Origin of the sequence: Yersinia sp. 2542 StPb PI (assembly GCF_048593855.1) — a bacterium.
GTDB lineage: Bacteria > Pseudomonadota > Gammaproteobacteria > Enterobacterales > Enterobacteriaceae > Yersinia > Yersinia enterocolitica_E.
The window spans coordinates 1-14,952 of sequence record NZ_JAZGQA010000118.1; the positions used below are offsets into that span (position 1 = coordinate 1).

The window sequence follows — 14,952 nt, forward strand, 5'->3', positions numbered from 1 at the left end:
CCGTATGCAAGCGTTAATCACGCACATATAATCGGCGGCCACTGTACAGGGGTCGGCATAATTTTGTAGTAAAGGAACCGTTCACCAGCCAAGTTTATATCCTTATTTAGGGTAGTTAGTGGGGCAGGTTCCACGTCCGGTCAATATTAGAAATTCAATAGAGGTTATCATGGCTTTAGAACGTACTTTCTCCATCATCAAACCCAATGCTGTTGCCAATAACGACATTGGTGCCATTTATGCGCGTTTTGAAAGTGCTGGTTTCGAAATCATTGCTGCAAAAATGCTGCACCTGACCAAAGAACAAGCAGAAGGTTTTTACGCAGAACATAAAGGCCGCCCGTTCTTCGATGGTTTGGTTGAATTTATGACCTCTGGCCCAATTATGGTACAAGTTCTGGCAGGCGAAAATGCCGTTCAGCGCAACCGCGATATCATGGGGGCTACTAACCCAGATAACGCACTGGCGGGTACTTTGCGTGCTGACTTTGCCGACAGTTTTACCGCTAACGCAGTACACGGTTCTGATGCGGTTGAATCAGCTCAGCGTGAAATTGCCTATTTCTTCGCTGCGGATGAGATTTTTCCCCGTCGCTAATGAGTTGATTCTGTGTAGGAATGGCCGAGATTTAATCAACTGAAACAATAAAGTTGCCCGGACACCTTTCCAATCATGGAATCCATGCTCTAAAATTTGTACAATGCCGCGCCCCGGTGGAGACATCTCTCCCGGGGCGTTCTATTATTTATTTATCGCCGTTTCGAAAGCCTATCCGGTTTAAAGCGCAGCGCCGTAAAGTGTAACAACGAGGCCACGACAACTCATGTCTGAACAATTACTAACTTCATCAGCGCCAATTGCTGCTGCCCCTACGCCTGACAGCACGGTCGTCACCACCGCGCCCGTCACTGGCAAAATTAATCTGCTCGATTTAAATCGTCAACAAATGCGCCAATTTTTTGCCGAAATGGGCGAGAAGCCTTTCCGGGCAGATCAGGTCATGAAGTGGATATACCACTATTGCTTTGATGATTTCGAGCAAATGACCGACATTAATAAAGTGCTACGCGCCAAATTGCAGCGGGTAGCAGAAATCCGTGCACCGGAAGTGACTGAAGAGCAGCGATCAACGGATGGCACCATTAAATGGGCCATCAAAGTTGGTGATCAGCAAGTTGAAACCGTCTATATCCCGGAAGGTGACCGCGCAACACTGTGTGTGTCATCCCAGGTAGGCTGCGCACTGGAGTGTAAATTCTGCTCCACGGCACAACAGGGCTTTAACCGTAACCTGCGGGTATCGGAAATCATCGGTCAGGTATGGCGTGCGGCCAAAATTATCGGCGCAGTAAAAGCCACCGGTATCCGCCCAATCACCAATGTGGTGATGATGGGGATGGGTGAACCTTTGCTCAACCTGAATAACGTGGTGCCGGCCATGGATATCATGATGGACGACTTTGGTTTCGGCTTATCTAAACGCCGTGTGACCTTGTCTACTTCCGGCGTGGTTCCGGCGCTGGACAAGCTGGGTGATATGATTGATGTGGCGTTGGCTATCTCATTGCACGCGCCGACCGATGATATCCGCGATGAAATCGTGCCAATCAACCGTAAATATAATATTGAAACCTTCCTGGCTGCGGTACGGCGTTATTTGGATAAATCCAAAGCCAATGGCGGGCGGGTTACCGTCGAATACGTTATGCTGGATCACATCAATGACAGCGTGGAACAAGCTCATCAACTGGCGGAATGTCTGAAAGACACACCATGTAAGATTAACTTGATCCCATGGAACCCGTTCCCTGGCGCACCTTATGGCCGTAGTTCAAACAGCCGGGTGGATCGTTTTTCTAAGGTATTGATGGAATATGGTTTTACCACCATTGTTCGTAAAACGCGTGGTGACGATATAGATGCTGCATGTGGCCAGTTAGCGGGTGAGGTGATTGACCGCACCAAGCGTACCTTGAAAAAGAAAATGGCCGGTGAACCTATCGTTATTAAGACAGTCTGATTGAAAGTATTGATTTGTTCTATATAACTAATTGTTATTTAACTTATAATTTGTTAGATGCTCAATACTGAAAAAGCTATACCCTAAATAATTCAAGTCGTGAGTATCGCGAACGAGCATGACGCTGAGGTATGACGGGTATCTTCACATATAAGGACAATTGAGAAAGCATGAAGCTGACAAGACTGTGGAGAGTTTGCCTGATTGCGACCGTATTGGCTGGTTGTTCCGGTTCATCGCCGGAAAAGGTTAGCCAATCCGCCGCCGGGCAGACGCGTTTACAACTGGGTTTAGAGTATTTGGCGCAGGGTGATCTTAATGCCGCGCGGCAGAATCTTGAGAAGGCTGTAGAGGCTGATCCACAGGATTATCGCGCTCAATTGGGTATGGCGTTTTACGAACAACGTATCGGTGAAAACAGTGCCGCAGAGCAGCGTTATCAGCAAGCGATGAAACTGGCACCTGGAAATGGCACGGTACTGAATAATTACGGTGCGTTTCTGTGTGGTTTAGGGCAGTATGTACCGGCCCAACAACAGTTTAGCGCAGCAGCGCTGCTGCCCGATTACGGTCAGGTGGCAGATAGTCTGGAAAACGCTGGATATTGCTTTTTACGGGCCAATCAAAATGACCAGGCTCGGATACTGTTGAGTCGGGCATTGAAGTATGATCCTGATAAAGGTGAGCCGCTGCTTGCAGAAGCTCAAAGGCATTTTGGAGAAGGGAATCGCGCTCAGGCGCAACTATTACTGGATGTTTACCAACATACACTTCCGGCCAGTGCTGAAAGTTTATGGTTACAAATTCGTTTCGCCGCGCTAGCAGGCCGTCAAGATAGTGTTCAACGCTATGGCAAGCAGCTTGCGCGAAGTTTTCCACAATCCAAACAGTACCAGCATTTTCTAGCTAATGAATACTGAAGCCTCCCAAGATCAAACTGTTCCAGAGACGACAGGTGTGCGCCTGCGTCAAGCCCGCGAAGCTCTAGGGCTAACTCAGCAGACGGTTGCAGAACGTCTGTGTTTGAAGGTATCCACAATCCGTGATCTTGAGGAGGATAAAGCGCAAGCTAATCTCGCCTCAACATTCCACCGTGGTTACATTCGTTCCTACGCCAAACTGGTTCACCTTCCTGAAGATGAACTGTTACCTATGTTGGCAAAACAAGCACCAATCAGGGCAGCAAAAGTGGCCCCAATGCAAAGTTTTTCATTGGGGAAAAAGCATAAAAAACGTGATGGCTGGTTGATGAGTTTCACCTGGCTTATTGTGTTGGTTGTGCTGGGGTTGACAGGAGCATGGTGGTGGCAAAATCATCAGGCGCAGCAAGCAGAGATAGCCACTATGGCTGATCAATCCTCTGCCCAACTGTTGCAAAATGGCGGGCAATCTGTGCCGCTGTCTGATGAGAATAGCGATCCTAACGCGCCGACCGATACCCAGGCTCCGATTGCGGATAGTCAGCCTGCCTCTACACCAACGGCAAGTGGTACTGCACCGGTAACAAACAGTACAGCACCTGTGGATACGGTAAATAACCGTGTCGAGACAGCAACTAATCAGGGAGCGACTCCGGCGGAGTCTGTGGTTGTTTCCCCGAGTCAGGCAGTTGTGCCTGATGCTTCTACCGCGCAATCACCACTACCTACAGCAGACGCTGGGGTAAATGGTGCGGCATCATCTGTGGGTTCATTGGTAATGAACTTCAAAGCTGATTGCTGGTTACAGGTTGTTGATGCGAGTGGAAAAACATTGTTTAGCGGTATCCAAAAAGGAGGCGCGACCCTCAACCTATCGGGGAAATCCCCTTATAAACTGACTATCGGTGCACCTGGTGCGCTGACAATCACATATCAGGGTAATCCGGTTGATTTGAGTAAGTTTATTAAGGCTAATCGCGTAGCGCGCCTGACTGTCGGTGTAGAGTAATATTGTGGTTTTGACAAACTATGTTGTGGTTCAGCTAAACCGCCACTGTAGTTTTGAAAAACTGCTTTGTTGTATAAACTACACGACTGTAAAGGAGAGTGTGTAATGCATAACGAAACCCCAATTATCCGACGTAAATCTACCCGGATTTACGTCGGTAAAGTGCCAATTGGTGATGGTGCGCCGATTGCAGTGCAATCGATGACCAATACTAAAACCACGGATGTTGCTGCGACTGTTGCCCAAATCGTAGCATTGCAACGTGTTGGTGTGGATATCGTGCGAGTCTCAGTACCCACCATGGAAGCGGCTGAGGCGTTTAAATTAATCAAGCAGCATAAAGACGTCATTGTGCCGCTGGTTGCTGATATTCATTTTGACTACCGTATCGCCCTGAAAGTGGCTGAGTACGGTGTTGATTGCTTGCGCATTAACCCCGGTAATATTGGCAACGAAGCCCGTATCCGAGACGTGGTTGCTAGCGCTCGCCACTACAACATCCCTATCCGTATCGGTATCAATGGTGGATCGCTGGAGAAAGATATTCAGGAGAAATACGGTGAACCTACGCCGGAAGCCCTGCTTGAATCCGCGATGCGTCATGTCGACATTCTTGACCGCCTCAATTTTGATCAGTTTAAAGTCAGTGTTAAAGCCTCAGATGTTTTCCTGGCGGTAAACTCCTATCGTTTGTTAGCCAAAAGAATCGACCAACCTTTGCATTTGGGTATCACCGAAGCGGGTGGTGCGCGCAGTGGTTCAGTTAAATCTGCCATTGGATTAGGTTTGTTGCTGTCTGAAGGTATTGGCGATACGTTGCGTATCTCGCTGGCGGCTGATCCGGTTGAAGAAGTCAAAGTCGGTTTCGATATTCTTAAATCTTTGCGCATCCGTGCCCGTGGGATTAACTTTATCGCTTGCCCAACATGCTCGCGCCAAGAATTTGACGTTATCGGTACTGTGAATGCTTTAGAACAGCGGTTAGAAGATCTGATTACACCTATGGATGTCTCTATCATCGGTTGTGTGGTCAATGGCCCGGGTGAGGCCTTAGTGTCGACTATCGGTGTGACCGGTGCTCATAACAAAAGCGGTTTCTACGAAGACGGTGTTCGTCAAAAAGAACGCTTTGATAACAAAAATATGATTGACCAGTTGGAAGCCAAAATTCGGGCTAAAGCATCAATGCTTGATGCTAATAATCGGATTGTTATCAATCAATTGGATGATGATTAAACATCGTTGGTCATGGGTTGTCGGTCAGCACAAAAGCGGGTTTTAGCCCGCTTTACATTGCGCCAGTAGGGGTAACAAGTTGTCATCATTGAATATATGGGTGGCAAGCCTCTATAATCGGCTTTATTTTTTGCACCATGCCCAAAGTAATTAGAGTGGCTGCGAACGGCGCTGCTGCTTCAAGTAAACAGGGTATAAAACTACAGAGAACAGACGTGGCAAAGAACATTCAAGCCATCCGTGGTATGAACGACTACCTGCCAGCCGATACGGCAGTATGGCAGCGCATTGAAAGTATCTTGAAGCAAGTGCTTGCAGGCTACGGTTATAGCGAAATTCGCATGCCGATTGTAGAGCAGACCCCGTTATTCAAGCGCGCGATCGGTGAAGTCACCGACGTGGTTGAAAAAGAGATGTATACCTTTGATGATCGCAATGGCGAAAGTCTGACACTGCGTCCTGAGGGAACCGCAGGGTGTGTACGTGCAGGTATTGAACATGGTCTGCTGTACAATCAGGAACAGCGTCTGTGGTACATCGGTCCGATGTTCCGCTATGAGCGCCCACAGAAAGGCCGCTATCGTCAATTCCATCAGTTGGGTGCGGAAGTTTTCGGTCTGCAAGGGCCGGATATTGATGCTGAATTAATTTTGCTGACGGCTCGCTGGTGGCGTGCTTTAGGTATCTCAGAGCATGTGCAACTTGAACTGAACTCCATTGGTTCATTGGATGCGCGTGCTGATTACCGTGAAGCGCTGGTGACTTTCCTCGAGCAACACGTTGAGGTACTGGACGAAGATTGTAAGCGCCGGATGTACAGTAATCCGCTGAGGGTGTTGGACTCCAAAAATCCCGATGTTCAATTGCTGCTAAATGATGCGCCTAAGCTATCTGAATATCTGGATGAAGAGTCAAAACAACATTTTGCAGGTCTGTGTGAACTTTTAGACCAGGCCAGCATCCCATATACCGTCAATGAGCGTTTAGTTCGTGGTTTAGATTATTATAACCGTACGGTATTTGAGTGGGTCACCAATAGCTTGGGCGCACAAGGCACTGTGTGTGCCGGTGGGCGTTACGACGGTTTGGTTGAACAACTCGGTGGGCGTGCAACGCCTGCGGTTGGTTTTGCCATGGGCCTTGAGCGTTTGGTTCTGTTAGTGCAGGCCGTAAATGCTGACTTCCAGGTACCAGCGACAGTAGATGTTTATGTCATTTCGTCTGGTCAGGATACGCAAAGTGCCGCAATGCTACTTGCTGAAAACCTGCGTGATGCCATGCCAACGCTGAAATTAATGACCAATTACGGCGGTGGTAATGTCAAAAAGCAATTTACCCGCGCTGATAAGTGGGGTGCCCGTGTGGCATTAATGCTTGGCGAAAGCGAAGTAGCAGCACAGCAAGTGGTCGTAAAAGATTTGCGAAATGGTGAACAAGAAACGCTGGCGCAAGCGGATGTTGCTGCGCGTCTGGCTTTGATGTTGGGTTAAGGAGAGAGACACCGTGGAAGTCTATACCACTGAAAATGACCAGGTTGATGCAGTGCGCCGTTTCTTTAGTGAGAATGGTAAAGCGCTGGCCGTGGGTGTGGTGCTCGGGATTGGTGCATTAGTGGGTTGGCGTTACTGGCAGAGTCATCAGAACACTGTCTTGACGGAAGCCTCCTCTGCCTATCAGCAAGCCAGTGATGCTTTGTCAGCTAACAGTGCTGATGGTGTTGCTGTTGCTGAAAAATTTGTTCAGGGCAATAGCAATAACTACGGCGTACTGGCCGGGTTAGAGCTGGCTCATCACTTTGTTGAGCTAAATGAGTTTGATAAAGCGGCGCAACAACTCACTCAGGCGCTGGGTCAGACCAAAGATGAAAATCTGTTGTCACTGATTAATTTGCGTCTTGCACGTCTGCAATTGCAATTGAAGAAACCAGACGACGCATTGAAAACGCTGGATGCGGTGCAGGGTGATGGTTGGACTGCGATGGCTCAGGATGTCCGTGGCGATGCGCTATTGAGTAAAGGTGATACCGCAGGTGCGCGAGCTGCTTACAGCAAAGGCGTCGAATCAAATGCTTCTCAGGCGCTGCAAGCTTTGCTGCGCATGAAATTGAATAATTTGTCCAGCTAAGGGGTATTCCCATGCAATTGCGTAAAACACTCTTAGTAGGACTGGTATCTGTTGCCCTATTGAGCGGTTGTTCACTGTTTAACAGTGAAGAAGATGTGGTTACCATGTCACCACTGCCAAAAATTGAGAATCAATTCACACCAACTAAAGTGTGGAGTACCTCAGTAGGTGGTGGTGTCGGTGATTATTACTCCCATTTGCGCCCAGCCTGGCAGGGGACGACTGTCTTTGCCGCCGACCGTAAAGGTTTGGTGAAAGCCATGGATGCCGACAGCGGTAAGCAAATCTGGCAAACCGATTTGTCTGAAAAAACCAACTTCCTTTCCAGCAACCGTTCTGCAATGTTATCTGGTGGCGTCACTGCATCAGGTGCCCATGTGTACGTCGGCAGCGAGAAAGCGGTAGTTTATGCGCTTAATTCCGATGATGGTCAGGTTGCATGGCAGACCGTGGTGGCGGGTGAAGCATTATCTCGTCCGGTTGTCAGCGATGGGGTGGTACTGATCCATACATCAAATGGCATGCTGCAAGCACTGAATGAATCAGACGGTGCGATTAAGTGGACATTAAACCTCGATACACCAGCGCTCTCTCTGCGCGGTGAATCTGCGCCAGCAGTCGCATTCGGTGCAGCGATTGTCGGTGGTGACAATGGCCGCGTCAGTGCGGTAATGATGGAACAAGGCCAGTTGATCTGGCAACAGCGTATTTCCCAAGTGACAGGTACCACTGAAATTGACCGCCTGAACGACGTTGATACCACGCCTGTGGTTGTTGATGGTGTGGTTTATGCTTTGGCATACAATGGTAACTTGACTGCATTAGATCTGCGTTCCGGCCAGATCCTGTGGAAGCGTGAAATGGGATCAGTGAATGACATCATTGTCGACGCGGGTCGCATTTATCTGGTCGATCAAAATGACCGAATTGTTGCGCTGAAAACAGATGGCGGTATAACCCTTTGGAGTCAAAGCGATTTATTACATCGTAACTTGACAGCTCCTGTGATGTATAATGGGTATCTGGTTGTAGGTGATGCCGAAGGTTATCTGCACTGGGTGAATACCGATGATGGCCGTTTTGTCGCTCAGCAGAGCGTAGACAGCTCCGGCTTCCTGAGTGCGCCAGTGGTTGCCAGCGATAAGTTGTTGGTTCAGGCGAGAGGCGGCACGGTATACGCGTTCACCCGTTAATCCTGATTTAGTGCCTGTTTAACAGGCCAATAATAGGTCAATACCCAAAGTTATTGGTGTTGCAGCAAGGCAGCAAACGAATGAACCCTAATGAACTGATACCGTCAGTTATTCGGGTTAGTGAATGCCGCTAATATCGCAGCAACGTTCAAAACGCAGGGTTTTAAGCGGCTCCTGAGATTCAGGGGCCGTTTGTCTTCTAAAAACTGCGCTGTTGCAGGTTTGGTACAGCGCTGTAATGATTTGAAAATTAAGTAATGAGGCTTCAACAATGATACCTGTCATCGCGCTGGTCGGGCGCCCGAATGTGGGTAAATCCACTCTATTTAACCGTTTAACGCACACCCGTGATGCGTTAGTTGCGGACTTTCCCGGGCTAACGCGTGACCGTAAGTATGGTCGTGCCGAGGTCGAGGGTCATGAGTTTATTGTTATCGATACCGGAGGTATTGATGGCACAGAAGATGGCGTAGAAACCAAGATGGCAGGTCAATCGTTATTGGCGATTGAAGAGGCCGATATTGTCCTGTTTATGGTTGATGCCCGCGCGGGCTTGATGCCTGCGGATCAGGGGATTGCCCAGCATCTGCGCAGTCGTGAAAAAGCGACTTTCCTGGTTGCCAACAAAACTGATGGTATTGATCCAGATACTGCTACAGCAGATTTCTATTCATTGGGCTTAGGTGAAGTTCATGCTATCGCGGCGTCCCATGGCCGTGGTGTGACTCAGTTGATTGAAGATGTTATGGCACCTTATATGGATGCTGTAGAACCTGAAATTGAATTGACCGATGAAGAAGCGAATGCGGCTTATTGGGCCGCACAGGAAGCTGAGGACGACGCTGTTCCTGAAGATGACGCAGAAGATGATTTTGACCCACGGACTCTGCCAATCAAACTGGCAATTGTCGGGCGTCCTAATGTAGGTAAGTCCACACTAACCAACCGCATTCTCGGTGAAGATCGGGTGGTGGTCTATGATATGCCGGGCACCACGCGTGACAGCATTTATATTCCTATGACCCGCGATGAGCGTGAATATATCCTGATTGATACTGCGGGGGTGCGTAAACGCGGCAAAATCACCGAAACGGTTGAAAAATTCTCAGTAATTAAAACCTTGCAGGCCATCGAAGATTCCAATGTTGTACTGTTGGTTATTGATGCTCGTGATGGTATTTCGGATCAGGATCTGTCGCTGTTGGGCTTTATTCTCAATAGTGGGCGCTCACTTGTTATTGCGGTCAACAAATGGGATGGCATGACAGAAGAAGCGCGTGCGCAGGTTAAAGATATGCTGGATCTGCGTCTTGGTTTTGTCGATTTTGCGCGGATTCACTTTATCTCAGCCTTACATGGCAGTGGCGTGGGTAATCTGTTTGAATCTATTCAAGAAGCCTATGACTGCTCAACCAAACGTGTGGGCACTTCCTTACTGACCCGCATTATGCAGATGGCCGAAGAAGACCATCAGCCTCCTTTGGTGCGTGGCCGTCGCGTCAAATTGAAGTATGCCCATGCTGGGGGTTACAACCCGCCGATTGTCGTAATCCACGGCAACCAGGTTACTGACCTGTCGGATTCGTATAAACGCTACCTGATGAATTACTTCCGTCGTTCATTGAAAGTAATGGGGACGCCAATTCGCATCCAGTTTAAAGAGGGCGAGAACCCATTCGCGGGTAAGCGCAATCCATTAACACCAAATCAGATGCGTAAACGTAAGCGTTTGATGTCGCACTTGAAAAAAGGTAAATAATCTACCCTTCATCTGTCAAGTTGCAGGTGTGTTGGCTGCTCTCAATAACCCGAATCACTTGACTGCGTAAGCTCATCGGGATTAATGAGCCTCATCTTTGAGGCTCACACTGCGGGCTAGCATAAATGCTGTTCAAATCGGTTCCCGACCGATTTGTATCTCGCTTGCCGCCTTCCTGTATCTTGACATCTATTGGGTATACTAAAAAGCGCGGGCATTCCGCGCTTTTTGCACATTTAACGACCGCGGTCAGTAAAACGCAGCTTTGGCCGCTTAACCGTAAACAAAGGGAGTTGAAAGTCAGTCATGTCTTGGGAAACCTGGAGTTTTGCATTTAGTGTCACGATGCCTAACTTGCTGATGATGTTACTCGGTGTGCTGTTACGGCGCTTTGGCTTGATGGATGATCGCTTCTGCGATGGTGCCACCAAGCTGGTCTTCAATCTCGCCCTCCCTTGTCTGCTGTTTTTTAGTGTCGCGACCAATCATGTCAGCTTATTGGATAACCTACCCTTGGTTGTTTATGGCGCTATTGGTACGTTGGTGACCTTCTTGCTGTTGGAAGTCGCCGCCAAGTGGTTGGTAAAAGACCCAAAAGAGCGTGGTGTATTCGTGCAGGGAGGGTTCAGAGCCAATACCGCTATCGTGGGGTTGGCTTTTGCCATGACGGCGTATGGTGCCGAAGGGGTGGCACTCGGCTCGATGTATCTGACGGTGACAGTAATTTTATTTAATATGCTGTCGGTGATCACCCTGACTCGCAGTCTGCAAGCTGGGCAGGGCGGCAAAATCAGTAAATTGGCACTGTTACGCAGTATTGTGACTAATCCGCTGATAATTGGGCTACTGTGCGGTTTACTCTACGCACAAACGCAATTACCCCTTCCTCAGGTGATTGTCCAGACGGGGAGTTATATCTCTGCTTTGGCATTACCATTGGCTCTGTTATGCACCGGAGCGAGCCTCGACTGGCACGCGATGTTCCGTTCTTCCAATGTGGCAGCGTTATCTTCAACAGCTAAATTATTCGTGGTGCCAATATTGATGACCGTTGGTGGCTTGTTGATGGGCTTTCGTGGGGCGACATTAGGGATTATATTTCTGTTCTCTGCCACTCCAACGGCGGCTGGCAGTTATGTTATGACCCGCGCCATGGGAGGCAATGCCACCCTGGCGGCGAATATCATTGCCATCACCACGGTCGGTTCATTCTTTACCACCGCGCTGGGGATTTACTTCCTACGATCGCTCGGGGTGATGTAGTTTTTAAGGAGAAGTCGATGGATGCATTATGCCCGGTTTGCCAAAAACTGATGACCGAAGTAAGTGGCCACTTTCATTGCTCTAATTGCCATGGCAGCTATCAGCAACAGGCGGAGTGCCCTGATTGCGCCAAACCGTTGCAGGTGCTGAAGGCGTGTGGCGCGATTGATTATTTCTGCCAGCACGGTCACGGACTCATTTCGAAAAGCCGCGTTCACTTTAGTTACTTGCCGACGATTTGACTGGCAGCAATTGAGCCAGGCGGCGTTACTCTTTTGCCGCTTTCCGTTGACGAACCTTCTTCGCCACATTGATTTGGGTGATTTCACTTTCTACCCAACCGTCCTGCAATCGGGTGGTCAGCTTATCACCTGTCTGCACCTGCTTAGTGGTTTTCAGCACTACCCCAGCCGGAGTCTGCGTGACACTGTAGCCACGGGCCAAGGTTGCTAATGGGCTGACGGCCTCTAACTGCGAGCAGGCGATACCAAAACGCTGCCGATAACCATTAAGCTGGCGCTCTAATGCCTGACGCAAACGGTATTCCTGCTGCTGCACTTGCTGGCTGTAACGGTGAATTTGCCCTTGCGGTTGCACTTGCGCGAGGCGCTGCTGGAGCCGTTCGGTGCGCCGGCTTAACCAGCGGATTTGGTTTTGCGCGCTCTCTTCCAGGCGGCGTTGCAGCTTTAATAACAGGGTCTGCTGACGTGCCAGTCGCAAATGTGGATGTTGTTGCTGTAAACGGTGTTCAAGGCGGGTGAATTGCTGGCCGCGCTGCGCCAGATAATAATCCATCGCCATTTCCATCCGCTGCTGCTGCCCTTGAATTTGCCTGACCAGCTCAACCTGGTTACGGCTTACTAATTCTGCGGCAGCAGACGGTGTTGGCGCCCGCAAGTCAGCGACAAAATCAGCAATAGTGATGTCGGTTTCATGGCCGACCGCACTGACTATCGGGATGTGGCTATTGAAAATAGCGCGGGCGACCCGTTCGTCGTTAAAACTCCACAGGTCTTCCAGCGATCCGCCGCCGCGCCCGACGATTAATATATCGCACTCGGCACGTAGGTTAGCTAACTGAATGGCACGGACTATCTGCAATGGAGCATCAACTCCTTGCACTGCTGTTGGGTAAATAATTACCGGCAATGATGGGTCACGGCGTTGCAAAACCTGTAGAACATCATGCAGCGCCGCACCACTGGCAGAGGTGATGACGCCAACTTGCCTGGCAGGACTTGGCAACGGTTGTTTATGATGTTGATCAAATAGCCCTTCCGCCGCCAGTTGTTGCTTGAGTTGATCAAACTGTTGTTGCAGCAATCCGTCACCGGCAGGCTGCATGCTTTCCGCAATTAACTGATAATCGCCACGCGGCTCGTACAGGGTAATCGATGCCCTGACCAACACTTGCTGACCATTTTGTGGACGAAACGTGGTGCGGCGGTTAGTGTTGCGAAACATCGCGCAACGCACCTGCGCTTGAGCGTCTTTTAGGGTGAAATACCAGTGACCGGATGACGGTTGGGAGAAATTGGATATCTCGGCCGTGAGCCAAATCTGGCCCATTTCCATTTCCAGCAGTTGTCGCACCGTCTGATTAAGACGGCTAACAGTAAAAATTGTTGATGCGGAAGATTGTGACATGTGACCTGGATCAAATTTTAAAACAAGCACTTAATTGACTGATATTACCTACCTCAGACCGGTTGGCAAGAAAAATTATGAGAAAGTGCTGGAGGCAACCGATTACGCTCTGTATAATGCCACGGCAATATTTTATCTTTTCACATCCACCTTGGTGAGATATTGCCCATGCTACGTATCAAGAAAGAAGCTCTGACATTTGACGACGTTCTCCTGGTTCCAGCCCACTCCACAGTTTTGCCTAATACGGCCGAACTTGGCACTCAACTGACCGCAACTATCCGCCTAAATATCCCTATGCTGTCCGCAGCCATGGATACCGTTACCGAAGCTCGTCTGGCCATTGCGCTGGCACAAGAGGGCGGTTTAGGTTTCATTCACAAAAATATGTCCATTGAGCGCCAGGCTGAAGAAGTCAGCCGCGTGAAAAAACACGAAAGTGGCGTTGTTACCGAGCCGCAGACTGTTACCCCAACCACCACACTGCGCCAAGTGAAAGAATTGACTGCCCGTAACGGTTTTGCTGGTTACCCGGTGGTAACCGAAGATTATGAGCTGGTTGGCATTATCACTGGCCGTGATGTGCGCTTTGTGACTGACTTAGACCAACCCGTGACGGCGGTGATGACACCGAAAGAACGTCTGGTTACCGTCAAGGAAGGCGAAGCTCGCGAAATTGTCTTGCAAAAAATGCATGAAAAACGTGTCGAGAAAGCATTGGTTGTTGATGATAGCTTCCATCTGCGCGGCATGATTACTGTAAAAGACTTCCAGAAGGCAGAGCGCAAACCTAACGCCTGTAAGGACGAACATGGCCGTCTACGTGTTGGGGCTGCTGTGGGTGCCGGTGCCGGCAATGAAGAGCGTATCGACGCGCTGGTCACCGCAGGTGTTGATGTTTTACTGATTGACTCATCCCATGGTCACTCTGAAGGTGTTCTGCAACGAATCCGTGAAACCCGTGCCAAATATCCTAATCTGCAAATCGTTGGCGGTAACGTTGCGACGGGCGCGGGTGCAAAAGCCTTGGCTGATGCCGGTGTGAGTGCCGTAAAAGTAGGGATTGGTCCAGGTTCAATTTGCACCACCCGTATTGTGACTGGTGTAGGTGTGCCACAGATCACGGCGATTGCTGATGCGGTCGAAGCACTGGAAGGTACCGGTATTCCGGTGATTGCTGATGGCGGTATCCGTTTCTCTGGCGATATTTCTAAAGCCATTGCCGCGGGTGCTTCCTGTGTCATGGTGGGGTCTATGCTGGCAGGGACTGAAGAGTCTCCGGGCGAAATCGAACTCTATCAGGGTCGTTCATTCAAATCTTACCGTGGTATGGGCTCACTGGGCGCGATGTCCAAAGGCTCTTCTGACCGTTACTTCCAAACTGACAATGCTGCCGATAAACTGGTACCGGAAGGTATTGAAGGTCGTGTCGCATACAAAGGTTTGTTGAAAGAGATTGTACATCAGCAAATGGGGGGCTTGCGCTCCTGCATGGGGCTTACCGGTTGTGCCACTATCAATGAATTGCGTACCAAAGCTGAGTTTGTGCGCATCAGTGGTGCAGGGATTCAAGAAAGCCATGTGCATGATGTGACTATCACTAAAGAATCCCCTAACTATCGCATGGGCTAATTCCAGGGGCTTAAACCGGCGAATTTGGTCATCGTTCGCGGCTCGCATTGCTCATTGACTTAGTGTCAACTGCGTATGCTGTGCTGCGGGCGTTAACTAACTTCTTGGCTTCGCCGACTGGAATGATTCATAAATAATTATGGTAACT

The 14,952-nt window shown here is 49.4% G+C and carries 13 protein-coding genes; 12 read left to right on the forward strand and 1 reads right to left on the reverse strand.

Annotation, left to right across the window (positions count from 1 at the left end; translation table 11 throughout):
- Positions 1-169: 169 nt before the first annotated feature.
- The 11 genes from ndk to V1952_RS14430 all read left to right on the forward strand — a co-directional run bounded on the left by ndk (position 170) and on the right by V1952_RS14430 (position 11,767).
- Entirely contained in the window at positions 170-598 is a 429-nt protein-coding gene (gene ndk, locus V1952_RS14380) for a nucleoside-diphosphate kinase (protein ID WP_372559665.1), read from the forward strand.
- Between the two features lie 226 nt (positions 599-824).
- Entirely contained in the window at positions 825-2,021 is a 1,197-nt protein-coding gene (locus V1952_RS14385; RefSeq protein ID WP_420071665.1) for a bifunctional tRNA (adenosine(37)-C2)-methyltransferase TrmG/ribosomal RNA large subunit methyltransferase RlmN, read from the forward strand.
- 170 nt (positions 2,022-2,191) lie between these two features.
- Positions 2,192-2,941, forward strand: a complete 750-nt coding sequence (pilW, locus tag V1952_RS14390; RefSeq protein WP_420071666.1) for a type IV pilus biogenesis/stability protein PilW — start codon at positions 2,192-2,194, stop codon at positions 2,939-2,941.
- The gene (gene rodZ, locus V1952_RS14395; protein WP_420074970.1) at positions 2,931-3,950 is read left to right on the forward strand and encodes a cytoskeleton protein RodZ; all 1,020 of its coding nucleotides are present in this window, start codon (positions 2,931-2,933) and stop codon (positions 3,948-3,950) included. Before pilW ends, rodZ begins: the two co-directional genes overlap by 11 nt.
- Positions 3,951-4,055: 105 nt before the next feature.
- Positions 4,056-5,186: a flavodoxin-dependent (E)-4-hydroxy-3-methylbut-2-enyl-diphosphate synthase gene (ispG, locus tag V1952_RS14400; RefSeq protein WP_420074971.1), complete on the forward strand. Its 1,131-nt coding sequence runs from the start codon at positions 4,056-4,058 to the stop codon at positions 5,184-5,186.
- A 215-nt stretch (positions 5,187-5,401) separates the two neighbouring features.
- Entirely contained in the window at positions 5,402-6,676 is a 1,275-nt protein-coding gene (hisS, locus tag V1952_RS14405) for a histidine--tRNA ligase (protein WP_083163201.1), read from the forward strand.
- A gap of 13 nt (positions 6,677-6,689) precedes the next feature.
- The gene (locus tag V1952_RS14410; RefSeq protein ID WP_372559659.1) at positions 6,690-7,310 is read left to right on the forward strand and encodes a YfgM family protein; all 621 of its coding nucleotides are present in this window, start codon (positions 6,690-6,692) and stop codon (positions 7,308-7,310) included.
- 11 nt (positions 7,311-7,321) lie between these two features.
- Positions 7,322-8,503, forward strand: coding sequence for an outer membrane protein assembly factor BamB (gene bamB / locus V1952_RS14415; protein WP_083163205.1), 1,182 nt, complete (start codon positions 7,322-7,324; stop codon positions 8,501-8,503).
- A 271-nt stretch (positions 8,504-8,774) separates the two neighbouring features.
- Positions 8,775-10,262: a ribosome biogenesis GTPase Der gene (gene der, locus V1952_RS14420; RefSeq protein ID WP_372559658.1), complete on the forward strand. Its 1,488-nt coding sequence runs from the start codon at positions 8,775-8,777 to the stop codon at positions 10,260-10,262.
- A gap of 306 nt (positions 10,263-10,568) precedes the next feature.
- Positions 10,569-11,525: an AEC family transporter gene (locus V1952_RS14425; RefSeq protein ID WP_083163209.1), complete on the forward strand. Its 957-nt coding sequence runs from the start codon at positions 10,569-10,571 to the stop codon at positions 11,523-11,525.
- Positions 11,526-11,542: 17 nt separating this feature from the next.
- Entirely contained in the window at positions 11,543-11,767 is a 225-nt protein-coding gene (locus V1952_RS14430; RefSeq protein ID WP_420074972.1) for a zinc ribbon domain-containing protein, read from the forward strand.
- A gap of 25 nt (positions 11,768-11,792) precedes the next feature.
- On the opposite strand, the gene xseA is transcribed toward V1952_RS14430, so the two are convergent.
- Positions 11,793-13,172 (reverse strand): exodeoxyribonuclease VII large subunit, encoded by a 1,380-nt coding sequence (gene xseA, locus V1952_RS14435; RefSeq protein WP_420074973.1) that lies wholly within the window; start codon positions 13,170-13,172, stop codon positions 11,793-11,795.
- Between the two features lie 168 nt (positions 13,173-13,340).
- Here xseA and guaB point away from each other — a divergent pair, with 168 nt between their 5' ends.
- Positions 13,341-14,804, forward strand: a complete 1,464-nt coding sequence (guaB, locus tag V1952_RS14440; protein WP_083163216.1) for an IMP dehydrogenase — start codon at positions 13,341-13,343, stop codon at positions 14,802-14,804.
- The last annotated feature ends 148 nt before the right edge of the window (positions 14,805-14,952 follow it).